This is a genomic window from Blautia sp. OM06-15AC (assembly GCF_003481425.1).
In the GTDB taxonomy this organism is placed as follows: Bacteria; Bacillota; Clostridia; order Lachnospirales; family Lachnospiraceae; genus Fusicatenibacter; species Fusicatenibacter saccharivorans.
Genome location: NZ_QULD01000005.1, coordinates 135443 through 152812 on the forward strand (window position 1 = coordinate 135443; position 17370 = coordinate 152812).

12 protein-coding genes are annotated in these 17370 nt (G+C 46.7%); 8 read left to right on the plus strand and 4 right to left on the minus strand.

Features of this window, described 5'->3' with window-relative positions; translation table 11 throughout:
• Nucleotides 1-7: 7 nt before the first annotated feature.
• The 7 genes from DXB83_RS08735 (at nucleotide 8) to DXB83_RS08765 (ending at nucleotide 9657) form a co-directional block, all read left to right on the plus strand.
• On the plus strand, nucleotides 8-1660 hold the full coding sequence (locus tag DXB83_RS08735) for a sensor histidine kinase (RefSeq protein WP_117509490.1): 1653 nt from the start codon (nucleotides 8-10) through the stop codon (nucleotides 1658-1660).
• A gap of 16 nt (nucleotides 1661-1676) precedes the next feature.
• A complete protein-coding gene (locus DXB83_RS08740; protein WP_055218660.1) occupies nucleotides 1677-2411 on the plus strand; it encodes a response regulator transcription factor in 735 nt (244 codons plus the stop codon).
• A gap of 95 nt (nucleotides 2412-2506) precedes the next feature.
• Nucleotides 2507-4054 carry an ABC transporter substrate-binding protein gene (locus tag DXB83_RS08745; protein ID WP_118697457.1) on the plus strand — a complete coding sequence of 516 codons (1548 nt, stop codon included), beginning with the start codon at nucleotides 2507-2509 and terminating at the stop codon, nucleotides 4052-4054.
• A 71-nt stretch (nucleotides 4055-4125) separates the two neighbouring features.
• Complete coding sequence (locus DXB83_RS08750) at nucleotides 4126-5046, plus strand: ABC transporter permease (RefSeq protein WP_022462072.1); 921 nt, start codon at nucleotides 4126-4128, stop codon at nucleotides 5044-5046.
• Between the two features lie 19 nt (nucleotides 5047-5065).
• Nucleotides 5066-5959 carry a carbohydrate ABC transporter permease gene (locus DXB83_RS08755; RefSeq protein ID WP_022462073.1) on the plus strand — a complete coding sequence of 298 codons (894 nt, stop codon included), beginning with the start codon at nucleotides 5066-5068 and terminating at the stop codon, nucleotides 5957-5959.
• Nucleotides 5960-5980: 21 nt separating this feature from the next.
• The gene (locus tag DXB83_RS08760; RefSeq protein ID WP_118697458.1) at nucleotides 5981-8296 is read left to right on the plus strand and encodes a beta-glucosidase family protein; all 2316 of its coding nucleotides are present in this window, start codon (nucleotides 5981-5983) and stop codon (nucleotides 8294-8296) included.
• On the plus strand, nucleotides 8293-9657 hold the full coding sequence (locus DXB83_RS08765) for an alpha-L-fucosidase (RefSeq protein ID WP_118697459.1): 1365 nt from the start codon (nucleotides 8293-8295) through the stop codon (nucleotides 9655-9657). Before DXB83_RS08760 ends, DXB83_RS08765 begins: the two co-directional genes overlap by 4 nt.
• An 82-nt stretch (nucleotides 9658-9739) precedes the next feature.
• Here the strand turns inward: DXB83_RS08765 and DXB83_RS08770 are convergent, their stop codons facing one another.
• The 4 genes from DXB83_RS08770 to uxuA all read right to left on the minus strand — a co-directional run bounded on the left by DXB83_RS08770 (nucleotide 9740) and on the right by uxuA (nucleotide 15370).
• Entirely contained in the window at nucleotides 9740-10993 is a 1254-nt protein-coding gene (locus DXB83_RS08770; RefSeq protein WP_117509487.1) for an HlyC/CorC family transporter, read from the minus strand.
• 238 nt (nucleotides 10994-11231) lie between these two features.
• Nucleotides 11232-12626: a glucuronate isomerase gene (uxaC, locus tag DXB83_RS08775; protein ID WP_118697460.1), complete on the minus strand. Its 1395-nt coding sequence runs from the start codon at nucleotides 12624-12626 to the stop codon at nucleotides 11232-11234.
• Between the two features lie 17 nt (nucleotides 12627-12643).
• The gene (locus DXB83_RS08780; protein WP_118697461.1) at nucleotides 12644-14278 is read right to left on the minus strand and encodes a mannitol dehydrogenase family protein; all 1635 of its coding nucleotides are present in this window, start codon (nucleotides 14276-14278) and stop codon (nucleotides 12644-12646) included.
• Nucleotides 14279-14293: 15 nt separating this feature from the next.
• Nucleotides 14294-15370: a mannonate dehydratase gene (uxuA, locus tag DXB83_RS08785; RefSeq protein WP_118697462.1), complete on the minus strand. Its 1077-nt coding sequence runs from the start codon at nucleotides 15368-15370 to the stop codon at nucleotides 14294-14296.
• 678 nt (nucleotides 15371-16048) lie between these two features.
• Between uxuA and DXB83_RS08790 the strand changes: the two genes are divergently transcribed.
• Entirely contained in the window at nucleotides 16049-17287 is a 1239-nt protein-coding gene (locus DXB83_RS08790) for a glutathione S-transferase C-terminal domain-containing protein (protein WP_118697463.1), read from the plus strand.
• Nucleotides 17288-17370: the final 83 nt, after the last annotated feature.

Consider the following 17370-nt stretch of genomic DNA (forward strand, 5'->3'; position numbering starts at 1 on the left):
AAAGAAAATGAAAAAAACAGAGGACAAGTCAGTTATTTACAAGTCACTCTGGATCATGGGGACAGTTATGATTTTAGCTGTCCTCATTATTGAGCTTGTAAGTATTTTTCTGATTCAGAGAGACAGAAGAAAGACGGAGAGGCTATTTTCTAATACGATAGAGAGCTACGGCCAGTTCTGGGAGGATAAATTTGCATCAACTTCAAAAGCGCTTCTGCTGATGAGCGGAACGGATTCAACACCATATTATCAGCAGCTGTGTATTTCGAAAGATCCGCTAACGGTGGAAACTGCTAAAGTACAGCAGCAGAAAATCATGATCGAAATGGGAGAACGGTATGGAAGGGAAATGATGCTGTTTGTCTATGTGCCGGAACGAAATATTTATTTTGTAAGCACAGAGGAAGGGACAACTTATGCCTATCAGAGAGCGTTTAAAGAGAAAATCATTTCTTATATCGCGAACCAATATCAGGAACCAGAGAAAAACTGGATTTTTATGGAATTTGATGGACATCAGTACCTGGCGCGTATTTATTCGGCTGAAAATGGATACATTGGAGCTGCATTTTCTTTGGAAAGAATTGTATCTGGTTTTGTCGGAGAACGAAAAGATCTTTGCGTAGAAGTGCGGGATAATGAGACAGGAGAAGTAAAAATACACCAGGGGACAAGAAAAAGCGGAATTAGTACAACTTGTGTTTATCCACTGAAATATACAAATGCACAGATTTATGTCAGTATGGATGAAGGAATGCTGGACCCGGGAGGAACGTTCGGAACGCTTCTGCTAATGGGAGTCATGATGCTTGCAATTGCCAGCATTCTGATGGCAATTGGTCTGCAGGGAAAAACAGTCTTTGCGCCATTAGAACAGCTTCGAAGAGCCATGGAGCAGTACAGTACCGGGGATTTGGACGTACGTCTGCCGGAGCGGGAAAATGTATCTCAGATCGGACAGCTCTATCAGACCTTTAATCATATGGCAGATCAGATTCAGATTTTAAGAATTGATGTTTATGAAAAAGAGCTGGAGCGGCAGAGGGCGCGAAGCCGTTTCCTGCAGGTGCAGATTCAGCCGCATTTTTATACCAATATTTTAAATCTGATTCATGGAATGGCACAGATTCAGGATTTTGAAGAAATTCAGAAACTCTGCCGGGTATCAGCTGCATATTTCCGTTATCTGATGGGGCAGAAAGGAACCTTTGTACCATTGAAAGAAGAACTTCGATGTCTGATAAGCTATGTTGAAATTCAGCACTGCCGTTATAAAGATATGCTGGAAATTCAGGTAAACGTAGAACCGGAAATGGAGGATGAAATGATTCTTCCACTGGTGATTCAGACTTTTGTTGGAAACAGTGTAAAACATAATATTATGCTGGTTCCGCATCTGGAAATCGAGCTGACAGTAAAAAGAGAAGGCGAGCATGATCTGCTGATTCTGATCGAAGATAATGGTTTAGGATTTAAGAAAGAAATTCTTGATAAAATTAATCGGAATGAGTCAATTGAAGAAGAAGGAGAACATATCGGAATACAGAATGTGAAGGAACGTATCCGTGAATTTTATGGGGAGGCGTATGAATTAAAAATTACAAGTCAGCCGGGATATAGTGAAATTCGCATTTTACTGCCGAGAATAGAAAAACAGTAGAAAGAAGGGAGCAAAAATGAATCTGCTGCTGGTAGATGATGAAATTGCCATGCTGCATATTATGGAGAAGGCAATTGACTGGAAAAAGAAGGGAATTCAAAAGGTTTTTACGGCCTACAATACGGATCTTGCACGGGACATTATCAGTAGTTCCAAAATTGATCTTGTGATCTGCGATATTGAAATGCCAAAAGAGAATGGTCTGAGTCTGATTCAATGGATTCAGGATATGTATCCTGAAATTATCAATATTATTCTGACTGGGTACCCGGATTTTAATTATGCGAGAAGTGCAATTTCCCTTGGGGTTTACCGGTATTTACTGAAACCGATTGCATTTGATGAACTGGAAGAAACAATTGCTTCAGCAGTGGAAAAGCTGGAGGAGTATAAAACAAAAAACAAACCGGAAGCAGATCCGGAGATAGCAGATGCGGTCAATACGATTAAAAAGTATCTGGAAAGCCATTACAGTGAAGTGATTACACGAAAGAAGATTGAAGAATTGGTGCATCTGAACCAGGATCATATCAACCGGGAGTTTAAGAAACAGACAGGATATACACTGATGGAGTATGTACAGCATTATCGAATTTTGATGGCAAAGAAAATGCTGCGGGAGACGACGCTGTCGATTTCTGAAATCAGTATTCGTACAGGCTATGATTCTCCGGCCTATTTTTCTAAAATATTTAAAAAACAGACCGAACGTACACCATTGGAATATCGTGCGGCAAAAGCAAAAGGATAAGTCGTTTTTGTTATAAAACGGGTCGGGATTGAAATTGAGAGAGAAGTGGAAGTGCGGTAAGATAAAACCATCAAAAAACACGGGAGGTAACACAAATGAGAAAGAAAATGGCAGCAGCAGTTTTGATGGCGGCAATGACCGCATCACTTCTTGCAGGATGTGGGGACAGCAAGAGTTCGGACAGCACAAAGGCAGATTCTGCGCAGACAACAGCATCGAACCAAAGTGAAGCAGGAGATAGTACATCCGATCTGAAGGATGGAAAAACAGAAGAACTTCTGATGGTATGGCCAGGATCTAATGCATCACCGGCAGATATGCAGGCCGTAGAGGATGAAATGAATGAGATCATCGGAGAAAAGGTAGATGCAAAAGTAAAACTTCAGATTATTGAATGGGGTGCTTATAACGACCAGACGAACCTGATGCTTTCGAGCGGTGAAAAACTGGATATGGTATTTCTGATGTCCAATATTCGTGAAGATGGACAGAGAGGACAGCTCTATCCAATCAATGATCTGATAGAGACGTATGCACCGGATGCATACAGTGCAATGGAGCGTTATATTGAAGCATGCTATTTCGACGGTAATCTGTATGGACTGCCGACGTATCGTGACCTTGCATCCCAGGCAGGATTTATGTGCCGAGCAGACATTCTGGAAGAGCTTGGATATAAAGCGGAAGATATCAAAAACTTTGATGATATCGAGGAAGTACTGAAAAAATGCCAGGAAGTACATCCGGAACTTTATCCGATGATTCCGTCGGATCTGAACAATGGATGTTTCGCGAACTATGTAAAAGGAGAGTTTGATGTTGTAACTTCAGGTGTCGGCGTTGATATCGATGATGATGCATCCGATGGAATCACCGTTATTAATACGTATGACACAGAAAAGTACAAAGAGATGGCTGAAAAAGCATATGACTGGAACCAGAAAGGCTATTTTATGCCAGATTCTACAACGAATACAACAACCCGTCAGGATCTGTTCCGTGCTAATACAGCGTTCAGCTATTATGGAAGCCAGCATCCGGGAACTGCAACACAGGAAACAATGAACTCCGGTAAAGAAATCGTTTCGATTCCGATTGGAAGAAGCACTATCAGTACTTCCTCTGTTAACTTCTGCCAGTGGGCAATTCCGGCACAGTGCGAGAACCCGAAAAAAGCTCTTGCAGTCCTGAATCTGCTGTACTCAGACTCCGACTTCCAGAATCTGTTCCGATATGGAATTGAAGGCAAAGATTATGTTGTATCGGATGGAATTGCATCTTATCCAGATGGAGTAACTTCTGATTCGGTAGGCTGGGGCAACGAGCTGTGGCTATGTGGTAATGGTTCTGTTGGCTATGCATGGGAAACTGATCCGGAAAATGTATACGAGAAATTTACGGAATACAATGATACTGCACAGGAATCTCCGCTGTATGGATTCATTTATGACACGACAAATGTAAAAAATGAAATTACAGCAATTACAAACGTAACAGATAAATATAAAGCAATCATCGAAAACGGCGATGCAGATCCAAGTACGACACTGCCGCAGTTCAATGAAGAACTGAAATCAGCAGGTATCGACAATATTATCGAAGATATGCAGAAACAGGTAGACGAATGGCTTGCAAATAAATAAACAAGGCAGACAGGGTCGGACGATGAGAATCGGCCGGCCCTGGCTTTTGAGACAGAAAAAGAGGGATTCCTATGGGAAAAAAGAAAACATGGAAAAATATAAAAAGAGCATTTCCATTATATATAATGGTAGCGCCGGGATTTTTATATCTTTTAATTAATAACTATGTGCCGATGACCGGTATCATCATTGCTTTTAAACATTTGAATTTTGCAAAAGGAATTTTGCACAGTGACTGGGCGGGGCTTTCCAACTTTGAATATCTATTTAAAACACCGGATGCAGCACTGATTACAAGAAACACATTATTATACAATTTTGCATTTATTGTCGTTAATACGACGGTATCTATTCTGATTGCAATTTTACTGAGTGAATTAAGAAGCAAGACAAAAGTGAAAATTTTTCAGTCTGCTGTTCTGATTCCATCTTTGATTTCGATTATCATTGTCAGCTATCTGGTATATGCGTTCTTAAGCGGACGTACTGGCTTTGTTAATGGACTGCTGACTTCTCTTGGAAAAGAAAATATCTCATTTTACACCGAGTCAAAATACTGGCCATTCATCCTGATTTTTGTAAACTGCTGGAAGGGAGCCGGATATTCATCCATTATTTATCTGGCAGCGATTCTTGGAATTGACCAGGAAATGTATGAGGCAGCTGAGATTGACGGAGCAACAAGATGGCATAAAATCAAATGTATTACCCTTCCGCTGCTGAAATCTACAGTAGTCACAATGACACTGCTGTCCATCGGAAGAATTTTCTATTCTGATTTTGGTCTGTTTTATCAGGTACCAATGAACTCGGGAGCGCTGATCAATGCAACCAACACGATTGATACTTACGTATATCGAGGACTGATTGAGCTGGGTGACATCAGTATGTCATCGGCAGCCTGTGTATATCAGTCGCTGATGGGATTTGCACTTGTCATGATTGCAAACTGGCTTACAAAACGTTACAGCAGTGAGAATGCACTGTTCTGACAGAAAAGAGGACAAAATTATGGTAGGAAAACAGGAACGGCGTTATCAGAGAATGATCACGGTAGTTCTGGCACTGATTTCACTGATTATGGTGATTCCGCTGGTGCTTCTGGTGGTTGCATCGTTTACAAGCAACAATGAGATTGTGCTGCATGGATATTCTTTCTTCCCAAAAGAACTGAGTCTGGAAGCATACAGGTACATTTGGAACGAGAGGGCACAGGTTTTCCATGCATATGGAATCACCATTCTGGTAACCGCGATTGGAACAACGATTGGCGTGATGATGACACTTTTGTATGCGTATGTACTGGCACATGAGAAATTTCCTGGAAAAACATTTCTTGCATTTTATCTGTTTTTCACGATGCTGTTTAATGGTGGACTGGTACCGACCTATATTATGTATACCCGCTACCTGCACATGAAAAATACGATTCCGGCATTAATTATACCGGGTCTGCTGATGAGTGCTTTTAATGTGATTCTGACAAGAACGTATATTCAGTCAAATGTACCGGCGGCATTAAGTGAGGCTGCCAAAATTGATGGTGCAACAGAGTTTCAGGTATTCCGCAAAGTAGTTCTTCCTATGTGTAAACCGATCATTGCAACGGTCGGATTATTTGCCGGACTTGGTTATTGGAATGACTGGACGAATGGATTATACTATATTACAGATACTAACAAATTCAGCATTCAGCAGCTTTTGAATAATATGATTAAAAACATCGAATTTCTTTCCAAAAATGCGAACAGTAATATCAACCTGGCCAGCGTAGGAGGGGGAATCCCGCAGGAGACCGTGCGTATGGCAATCGCCATCGTCGGACTGCTTCCGATTCTGATCGTATTCCCATTCGTACAGAAATATTTTGTAAAAGGAATTTCTATTGGAGCTGTAAAAGGCTGAGAAAAAATTGGGGGAAAGCAAATGAAAATAAAAGAGATGGAAACAGAAAAACTGATTTCGCTTCTCTGCGGCGATCAGTTTATGAATACAAAAGCACTGCCGGAATACGATATTCCATCCCTGGAAATGAGCGATGGACCGATGGGGCTTCGCTATCAGAAAAAGGATAAGGATTCTCTTGGCATTAATCGAAGTGAACCGGCGACCTGTCTGCCGGCGGGAGTAGCAGTAGCGGCATCCTGGAACCCGGATGTAGCAGAGCAGGTAGGAACAATCATTGGATCAGAGGCGGCTGCGTACGGAGTGGATCTGGTGCTGGGACCGGCGGTTAATTTGGAACGGAATCCCCTCTGCGGAAGAAATGTGGAATATCTTTCCGAGGATCCGCTTCTTGCAGGAAGACTGGGAGGTGCCTATATCCGCGGCGTGCAGTCACAGCAGGTCGGCGCATGTATCAAGCACTTTGCTGCAAATAATCAGGAGACCGAACGGGAATATCTGAATGTAATCTGTGAGGAAGATGTCCTGCGGGATCTGTATTTAAAAGCATTTGAAATTGCAATCCGTGAGGGAAAACCGGCAGCGGTCATGACGAGCCTTTCGAAGATCAATGGAACATACTGTGCAGAAAACCGCTGGCTGTTCGATATTCTTCGAAAAGAATGGGGATTTGACGGACTGGTCATGACGGACTGGTTCGGACTGGACGATCGGGTGAAATCGGCAGAGGCAGGACTGGATCTTGAAATGCCGGGAACGGATGGAAAAAGCACTGCTTATATGGTGGAGCAGTGGAAACAGGGCAGACTGGACGAACACGTGATCCGTGAGCGGGCAGAATGCATCATACGAAATGCGAGAAAGTGGAAGATTCCGAAAACGAAAAAGACAGAGGAAGAACGAGAGCTGCTTTTAAAAGAAAATCATGAAAAAGTCTGCGCAGCAGCAGAAGAAGCCATTGTTCTGCTGAAAAATAAAGAGGATATTCTGCCGCAGCAGCAGGGCAGAAAGCTGGCGGTTATTGGAGAATATGCGAGAGAACCTCTGTTTCAGGCGGAGGGCTCCGGAAAAGTAGAAGGAGCAGGAAAAGAAGACGCCTGGGAATGTGCAGAAAAATGGAACGGAGCAGATAATACACCGTTTGCGATGGGATATCGCAGGAACAATGCGGGAAGTGAAGCGGAGCAGCAAAAACTCCGGGATGAGGCGGTGAAAACAGCAGCGGATGCAGATGCGGTTCTGTTTTTCCTTGCTATGGATTTTGGTTTTGAAGGAGAAGGAAATGACCGTGTGCAATATGAACTGCCGGAATACCAGGTGGCTCTTTTAAAAGAAATTGCTGCAGTTAATTCGAATGTAATTGCGGTTGTGATGAACGGCGGAGCCGTTGCCATGCCGTGGGCTGACGAAGTAAAGGCGATTCTGGAATGCTTCTACGGCGGTCAGGGGATTGGAAGAGCGATTGTGAAAGTGATAAGCGGAGAGGTGAATCCGTCCGGACATATGCCTGTGTCAGTTCCGGCGTTCCGGGAACAGATTATCTCGGATGAAAATTTTGCAGAGCAGACGGAGCAGGTGACGTACCGCGAGGGTATGTTTATGGGCTACCGAGGATACGAGACGAAAAAAATTCCGGTGCAGTTTCCGTTTGGATTCGGACTTTCGTATACAACATTTGAAATTACGGAGTGCAGCGTGGAGCAGGAGAAAATCACAGATTGTGAGAAAACAGTTCTGCGTGGAAAAATTAAAAATACGGGCAGCAGAAAAGGGGCTCAGGTCGTTCAGCTCTATGTGAAAAATCCAAGAGCATGGAAAGCAAGGCCAGCCAGGGAACTTCGCGATTTTCAGAAAATTATACTGGAGGCGGGAGAAGAAAAAGAGTTTGTATTTTCCATTTCACGTGAACTGTTTGAACTCTACGATGAACGCGTTGATGAGCGGACGGTACCGCAGGGAATGTATGGACTTGAGCTTGGATTTTCAGTACAGGATATCCGTGCAGCACAGAAGATCGAAGTAACACCGGTTTTTCCAGTACCAAGACAGATCCAGGGATGGGATAAAACGGAGCGTCTGCTGGAAACGAAGGCTGGGGAACAGATTTTTGAAGAGCTGTATCGTAAAATTACAGAAAAAGCAGGAGGAATCTTCGCGCAGCGTCTGAAAGAAGAGAAAAATGTAAGAGAAATGCTTCTTTCTCAGCCCATTCGTATCGTTCACCTGATGATCTGGAATGAGATGACAGATTCAGAATTAATTGCTATATTGGAAAAGGTAAATCAAGAACTGTATCATGACTACCGGGAAAAGATGCGGAGTTTGGAGAAAAAATGAAAACAATAGAAGAAATGAAATCCTTTCCGGCGGCAAGAAAAAATTACAGACCGGAAAAGGTAGAAAAACTGTCGGAAGAACAGATGAAATGGTTCCGGGATGCGAAGTTTGGCATGTTTATTCACTGGGGAGTATATTCGATGCTCGGAAAAGGGGAATGGGTGCTGATGAATGAGCATCTGGATGTGCGGAAGTATGAGACACTGAAGGATGACTTTCTTGCAGAAAATTTTGATGCGGAACAGTGGGCCCAAAATGCAAAGGCAGCGGGGATGAAGTACATGGTGCTGACAACACGCCACCACGATGGCTTTTGCCTGTTCGATTCGAAATGCAGTGATTTTACCGCAATGAAAGGAGCTGCACATCGGGATTTTGTTAAAGAATATGTGGAGGCGTGCCGGAAAGAAGGAATGAAAGTTGGCTTTTATTATTCTCCTCTCGACTGGCGCTTTCCAGGATATTTCATGCCGGATCTTTACTGGGAGAGTGCAGAGGCACTGAAAAAACAGTGCCATGATCAGCTGATGGAGCTGATGAGTAATTATGGAAAGATTGATCTGCTCTGGTTCGATGGTGAGTGGCTTGCACTTGGAGGAATGGACTGGAATGGAGAAAGAGGCTGGTACAGGAAAGATGACTGGCAGACCAGTGAATATATGAGGGTCAATTATTTCTGGGAGTCGGAGAAACTGATAAATGAAATTCGACAGCTGCAGCCGGATATTATGATCAATAACCGCGGCGGCTGGGAAGGCGATTTCCATGTGCGGGAACGCAGAATCGACGGGATGCGGACGGACAAGCCGTGGGACAGCAACGACTGTATTGCGGATTCCTGGGGCTATATCCCGGGCAGACCAGTGCTGCCGCTGCGCCAGCTGATTCAGAATCTGGTTTCAATCGCCGTGCGGGACGGCAATTATCTGCTGAATATCGGCCCGGACGGAACGGGAAAAATGGATGAGGAGCAGGTAGAACGCCTGCGCCAGGCCGGAGAATGGCTTTCGAAATACGGCGAAACGCTGTACGGCCTGCGCGGCGGCCCTGTGATTGCGGACCGCTGGGGCGGAACGATGTACCGCGACAATATTGTTTATGTGCATATTCTGGAATGGGAAAAAGATCAGATCACGTTTGAAATTCCGGGGAATACAATGGAAAAATGGGAAGTGATTTCCGGCGGAAAAGCAGAACTGACGGAAGAAAACGGAACCTTTTCGATCTCCGTCCCGATTCCGGAGCGCGACAGCATTGATACCATTCTGAAACTTACCTTTGCAGAACCGATTGTATGGGAGGGCTGCAAAGGAAGGGAAAATGATGTGTATGGACTTGCGGACGGTCTGAAAGAAGAATAGAGGATACAAAAAAACGGATCGAGTATCTGACTTTAAAATCAGATGTTCGATCCGTTTTTTGCGTGTAAATCGTATCAATTACTTACTGTTCATTTTCATCCTTCGGCAGCCGCACGATCCGTACCTTGTCGACTCTCCGGTCTGCCATTTTCAGTACGGTTACGTCGAGGCCATCCGAGACGAAATGATCGCCTTCCTTTGGCACGCGCTCGAGGATCCCCATGATCCATCCGCTGACCGTAAAGACGTCAAATTCTTTGTCAATATCGAGCTCTTCATACACCTTGTCGATGCTTGCCGTTCCGGTCACGAGGTATTCGTTTTCGGAAACTTTCTGGATTTCCTGTACAACCGCATCATGCTCATCCCAGATTTCGCCGACGAGCTCTTCGAGGATATCTTCCATGGTGATGATACCGTCGGTGCCGCCGAATTCATCAATGATAATGGCAATATGCGATTTCTTCGCCTGCATTTTTTTTAGCAGCGGGCCGACCTTCGTATTCTCGGTTACAAAGAGCGCCGGGCGGATGATGCTGCTTAGCGGTTTGTTGGTGTGGTAAATGTGGTTGTGGAAATCCTTCTGATACACAATTCCCACAATGTGGTCGATATCATCATCATACACTGGCAGCCGGGAAAATCCGGTGTCGGAGAAAGTCTTAGCGATCTCGGATTTCGTCGCATCGAGCGGAATGCCGATGACGTTGACACGCGGAGTAAAGATCTCTGCGGCCTCCATCTCCATGAAGCCGATTGCATTCTGAATCAGATCGCCTTCCTGGTCGTCGATGTCGCCCTCCTGGGTCGCCTCCTCGACGATGGTCATCAGTTCCTCATCGGTGATGCCGTGGTTTTCCGAGGATTTGAAGATGCGGGAGAGCAGCTTCTTCCACTGGGAAAAGAAAAACGTCACCGGGGTCAGCACGATCATCAGAATGTGGAGAAACGGTGCGGAAAATTTGGCGATCGTCTCCGGAGATTCTTTTGCAATGCTTTTCGGGGAAACTTCGCCGAAGATCAGGACCACGATAGTGGTTACGATCGTGGAAACCGTCGCACCGGAGTCGCCGCCGAGAAGCTTGATAAAAAGCACCGTGGCAAGGGAGCTGAGTCCGATGTTGACGATGTTGTTGCCGACGAGAATCGTGGAGAGCAGCTTGTCAAAGTTCTCCAGCAGCTTTAACACCAGTTCCGCCCGCTTGTCGCCTTTTTCTGCCATATTTTTCATGCGGATGCGGTTCAGCGAGGTGAAGGAAGTCTCCGTCGCCGAAAAGTAGGCTGAGAGCATGACGCAGATAAGAATGATGATGAGTGACACAATGTCGCTGTTCATTTGTTTTTCCTTTCTTAGGAAACCGGGACACGATGCAAAAAATGTACAAAAAGACATAACCTATCTTGAATCTGGCGGAATCAAAGATAGATTATGTCTCCGTTTATCAAATGATGAAAATAAAGCATCGTCGAGGCATACTGCCTGAGTCGTCCATGTTTCTGTAATCCTTTCGTTGATCAGTAATCCCTTTTATTGTACGGTATGTGGGAATAATTGTCAATAAGGTATGCGAAAATCACAGGAAATACGAAACCGCATTGTTGTAGCTGATATTTTCCACCATCTCTTTCAGAAACTCCAGGTTCGCCGGGTACTCCCCGTTTTCCACCCAGTTTCCGATTTGATTGCAGAGAATCCGGCGGAAATATTCGTGGCGCGGGAAGGAGAGGAAGCTGCGGGAGTCGGTCAGCATGCCAATGAAGGTGGAGAGCATGCCGATGCTGGAAAGCGTCGCAAGCTGGGATTCCATGCCGTATTTGTGATCGTTGAACCACCATGCGGTACCGAACTGCACTTTCGAGCGGATGCCAGGCGCAGCAAAGTTTCCGGCCATGCTTGCAAGCATCGGGTTGTCGCCCGGGTTCAGAGAGTAGAGCACAGTTTTCGGCAGTGCGTCGTCCTCGTCCATATCGTTTAAGAAAGCGCCGAGCATCGGGGCAAAGGCGAAATCGTTCATGCTGTCAAAGCCGGTATCGGCACCGAGCGCACGGAACATCCGCTTCGAGTTGTTACGGAGTGCTTTGATATGAAGCTGCATGGCGATATTGTGCTTATGATACAGCCGTCCGAGGTTCGTCAGAAGGAAGCCCTTGTACATGCCGAGCTCTTTTTCGGTGAGAGCACCGCCGTTCATGCGATTTTCAAATACATCATTCGCCTCAGCAGCCGTGCATGGCACATAGAAGCAGCCCTCAAGGCTGTGGTCGCTGACAACGCAGCCGGCGGAGAGGAAGAAGTCGAGGCGGCAGGAGAGGGCATGCACCATATCCTCCGCGGATGCAATCGTCCTGCCGGCGGCAGCGGCAAGCTTTTCCACATATTCCGGGAAATCCGGCTTCTCGAGATGAACGGCGCGGTCCGGGCGGAAGGACGGCAGAACGCGGCAGGCAAAGTCTTCCTTCTGTAATGCCAGATGGCAGTGCAGATCATCTGCAGGATCGTCGGTGGTGCACAGATGCGACACATGCTGGTTCAGAATCAGATTGCGCACGGTAAACTCCTTCGTCTGCAGTTTTGCATTCGCCTCATCCCAGAGCTCCTTCGCTGTTGCTCGGGAGAGCGGTGTCGTGATGCCGAAGTACCGCTGCAGCTCCAGATGTGTCCAGTGGTATAAAGGATTGCCGATCGCGTTCTCAATCGTCTCGGCAAACGCCAGATATTTGTCGTAATCATCGGCGTTTCCGGTGATCAGATCCTCCGAAAAGCCCATCGCACGCATGGCACGCCATTTATAATGATCCCCGCCGAGCCAGACGCGTGTCAGATTCTCCATCTGGCGGTCTTCGAGAATCTCCTGTGGATTCAGATGGTTGTGATAGTCAAAAATGGGCATTTTTTCAGCCGCCTCGTGGTACAGTGTTTTCGCCGTATCGGTCTGCAGCAGAAAGTCAGCGTCCATAAAAGGTTTCATATGGAAATACCTCCCCTTTAGAATTGAGCGGTCAGAGCAGCAAGCGTATCTGCCACAGCGCCAGGTCCATGAAGCATCGAGACAAAAGCATCCAGCACACGGTCAGAAAGTCCGGCGGAAATCAGATCCACACCGAAAATCGAAGCATCGGAGAGCAGCGGAGCCAGCGTTTTGGAAAGCGCCTCACGGTCAGCCGGTGCGCCGAGTTTCAGATCCTGCACATACGGGCGGACCGTGGCAAGCAGCGGATCCGGGCTCAGATCAAATGCATCGCCGTTGTCATCCACGCCCATCAGATACCGCAGCCATCCCGCAAATACAGCCGGAATTGCCTGAAGATCCGAGAGTGACAGCTCCGGGGAAGCAAGATACGATTTGATCGTCTCACCGAACCGGATCGACAGCTTCTGTGACGTATCGGTTGCAATTCGCTGCGGCGTATCCGGCATAAACGGATTCGGGATGCGGATGTTCAGCACTTCAGCGATAAACTGCTTCGGAGAGAGAATACCAGGATCGGTGACAACCGGAAGTCCTTCGATATATCCGATGCGCTCCACGAGCTTTTTCAGTACCGGATTTTTCATCTCCTCACTGATCAGTTCATAGTCCAGCAGGCAGCCGAACACAGCGAGTGCGGTGTGCAGCGGGTTCAGGCAGGTGCAGACCTTCATGCGCTCTGTTTTGTTGACAGTTTCCCGGTCGGTAAAGATCCATCCGCTCTTTTCCATCGGCGGCCGTCCGTTCGGGAAATGATCTTCGACTACGAGGTACTGGCATTCCTCTGCATTGACGAACGGAGCAACGTAGGTGTGGCGGGAGGTGACGATCGACTGTGCATCAGCGAGGCCGTTCTCCTCGAGTATCTTTTCGATGGAACCATCCGGCCGCGGGGTGATCTTGTCGATCATGGTCCACGGGAAGCCGACTTTTTCCGGGTTCTGCAGATAGGAGAGGAAGCCTGGCTGTACCAGCTTGTTTTCTTCCCATGCAGAAGCGTAGGCTGTCAGGGCAAGGGAAAGTTTTTCGCCATTGTGGGAGCAGTTGTCGGTGCTGACCATCGCAAACGGTTTTTCGCCTGCAAGAAATCTTTCATATAAAAGAGAAGCAACTTTTCCCATATAGCTGGTAACGGAAGAAGGTCCGGCAGCAAAATCGGCAGCAACAGACGGCAGCAGTTCGCCCGCACCGTTTTTCAGGGAATATCCCTTTTCGGTGATCGTAAACGTCGCCATCTGCAGGGAATCCTTGGTAAAGATTTCTTTTAACCGGGCAAAATCCGGAGAATCCGCCGTATCGGCAGCCAGCGATTCTGCGATGCTTCCAACAACGGTTTTCTCGACAGAACCATCGGCTTTTAAGGTCACCAGAATGCTTAAATTATCGTGCGGCTGGTACATATCACGGATGATTTCTGTATCGAAGCCCTCCGCAACGATGACACCGCGGTCAAAGGTACCGTTGTTCAGCAGTTCCTGTGCTGTATTTGCCTGGAAGGCACGGAAAATATTTCCGGCTCCGAAATGCACCCAGCACGGAGATTCTTTCGTGCGGGTGATCATTGCTTCGCGGTCATAGGATGGAAGCGCATAGCCTGCGGCTTCCCACGCTTTTTGATCTGCCAGTCCGGCAGCTGTTAAGTTAAGAGACATCAGTAAAAACCTCCTTTAAATTCCACGTTTGTGACTCTTGTCAATAGCTTCCCAGAGTCCGTTTAAATAAGTCGCGCCGAGTGCGCGGTCATACAGTCCATAGCCCGGCATTGCCTTCTCGCCCCAGATCATACGTCCGTGGTCCGGGCGGATCGGGCCGTCAAAGCCGATGTCGTACAGCGCTTTCATGATCTCATACATATCGAAGCTGCCGTCAGAGGAAAGGTGTGCGGCCTCCTCGAAATCCTGCTGGCTGTGGAATTTCAGATTGCGGACGTGAGCGAAGTGGATGCGGCCCTTTAAGGAACGGATCATATCCGGCAGATCGTTCTCCAGGTTCGTTCCGTAGGAGCCCGAGCAGAAGGTTACGCCGTTGTGCGGGTCATCGACCATCTTCATCATGCGCAGAATGTTTTCTCTATTAATGATGATTCTCGGAAGACCGAAGACACTCCATGCCGGGTCGTCCGGGTGAATGGCCATTCTAATGTCGTACTCGTTGCAGACCGGCATGATGCGTTCGAGGAAGTATTTGAGGTTGGCAAACAGTTTCTCATCATCCACATCGCGGTAAGCGTCAAAGAGCTCTTTCACTTTTGCCATGCGCTCCGGCTCCCAGCCAGGAAGAATTGCGCCGTTTGCATCACCTGCGATAGATTCAAACATTTTTTCCGGAACAAGTGCGTCTACGGCGGACTGTTTGTAGGCAAGTACGGTCGAGCCGTCCGGACGGACGCGTGCGAGTTCTGTTCTGGTCCAGTCGAAGACCGGCATGAAGTTATAGCAGACAAGGTGAATGTCTTCCTTGCCGAGGTGCTTTAACGTTTCAATATAATTATCGATGTACTGCTCACGGTCCGGGCTGCCGATTTTGATGGCGTCGTGGATGTTGACGCTCTCGATGCCGGAGATGTGAAGTCCAGAGGCCTCAACCTCTTCTTTTAACGCGTGAATCGCTTCGCGTGTCCACACCTCGCCCGGGGTAGTGTCGTACAGGGTTGTGATGACTCCGGTTACGCCCGGAATCTGGCGGATCTGCTCTAAGGTAACGGTATCAAATTTGGAACCATACCAGCGAAATGTCATTTCCATAAGAAAAACTCTCCTTTATTTTGTAATGTACTCTCGGAATCTTTCTGCACTTGCCTTTGCGGCTGGCGGAAAATCATCTCACAAAAACAAGCACAGAAAGATTCCGAGAGTACATTGTATTTTGCAAGTGGTGTTCTTTGCTTTTTATTGTATCGTTTCTTAAGAAAAAAGCCATGGCAAGAATTGTTGAGCACATTGCAAAAGTTGCGGCGGTTGGCCGGGAAAAAGCAAAATCAGCCTACAGGTGTGATAAGTAATATCTTTCTGGTATGACTAACCAATAGGAAAAACCTATAATCGATTCATCGAAATAACAATTACCAAAAGGCGTTTTAGGGGTTGCACATAGAAAAAATATGCATTATAATATGCCATGTAATCGAAAAACACATTAAACATATCGACTTAGTAGGAAAGGAGAACAGCAAATGAAAAAAACAGACAACAGACGAATGCAGGAGAACAGAATGATGGAGATGTGTTGTTGCTGTTGCTGCAGCTCCAATCAGAATAAAGAAAAATAAGAAACATTCGCAGGCAGAAAAAGCATAGCAGAAATTGCATGTGCGGGCAGGCCGGAACGAATGCCTGCTATTTTTTTAACCTTTTTTAAAAGAAATGAGAATAAACAACATAAGAATAGATAATAAACAGACATAGAAAACGGAGGACAAAAACATGAGCGGATGCGGATGCAGCTTCACCCCAGTTGAAAATAAAGAAACCGAAGAAATCAAATACACAGATGCACTGGCAGAACAGTTTGCAGCAGAAGTCGGAGTAGACCCAAGACCAAATGAAACCCTTGTAGAGATCGATGAGCGCGGCGCTTTCATCCGTCAGCCAAATGCATTTATCCAGCCATTCGGCGATAAAGAAGGCGGCCTGAAAGCAGAAGCAAACCGCTTCGGGATCTACTGGGCAACCGGATGCAACTGGTCCAACCGTCCGATCATCGTGCGGGAGCTTTTAGGACTGCAGGATGTGATCTCGGAGACGAGAGTTTCTCCATCCGGCGAGACAAACCGTTACGGACATGCATTCGGACAGTATCCGGATTTCAAGGATCCGGCGACAGGCGCTTACTTCTTAAGTGAGTTCTATAAAAGAGCAAACCCGGACTTCAAAGGAAGAGCAACGACACCGACCCTGGTGGATGTCAAAGAGAAAAAGGCTGTGAACAACGATTATCACCGCCTTACGAACTACCTCGAAGTGCAGTTCCGTCCATTCCAGCCAAAAGATGCGCCGGACCTGTACCCGAAAAAATTTCGGAAAGAGATCGATGAGTTTAACGACTGGCTCTTCCCGCATATCAACAACGGCCATTACCGCATGGCATTCTGCCAGTCACCGGAAGCATACGATGAGGCATACGAAGATTTCTATGAATCCCTCGATAAGCTGGACAAACGGCTGGAGACGAACCGTTTCCTGTTCGGCGACTACATCACCGACAGCGATGTCCGCGCTTACGTCACTCTGATCCGTTGGGATGTCAGCTACTTCCACAACGTAGGACCGGTGAAGAAACCGATTCGTGATTACAAAAATATCTGGGGCTATTTAAAAGAGCTGTATGCGATCCCGGCCTTCCGTCACGGAAGCGATCCGCAGGTGCTGGCACTTTCGAGACCTGGAAAGAAATTAGGCGAAGTTCTCTTCCGCGGATACAACGAACGAATCCTTGCAAAAGTAGATTTCGAGAAGCTGATGGAAGACGATGGATCGAGAAGAACACTCAGCAAAACACCGGATGAAGTATTCCTTCGCCATCCGGAGGGAGAGACCTACGAGGATTACGCAGGAGAAATCTCAAAAACCATCTGGAACAGCCCGAAATGGGAAGACAGAAACCCGAAGAACGGCGTACTTTCCGTGGATGCATCGATTAATCCGCTGAAAGGACTTTTATAAAGAGATAAGACAGAAGAATCCGGAGCGCTCTGGTGGAACACTCTCAGGCAGCCGGGGTGCGGCCGGAACTGAAAAGAACGAGG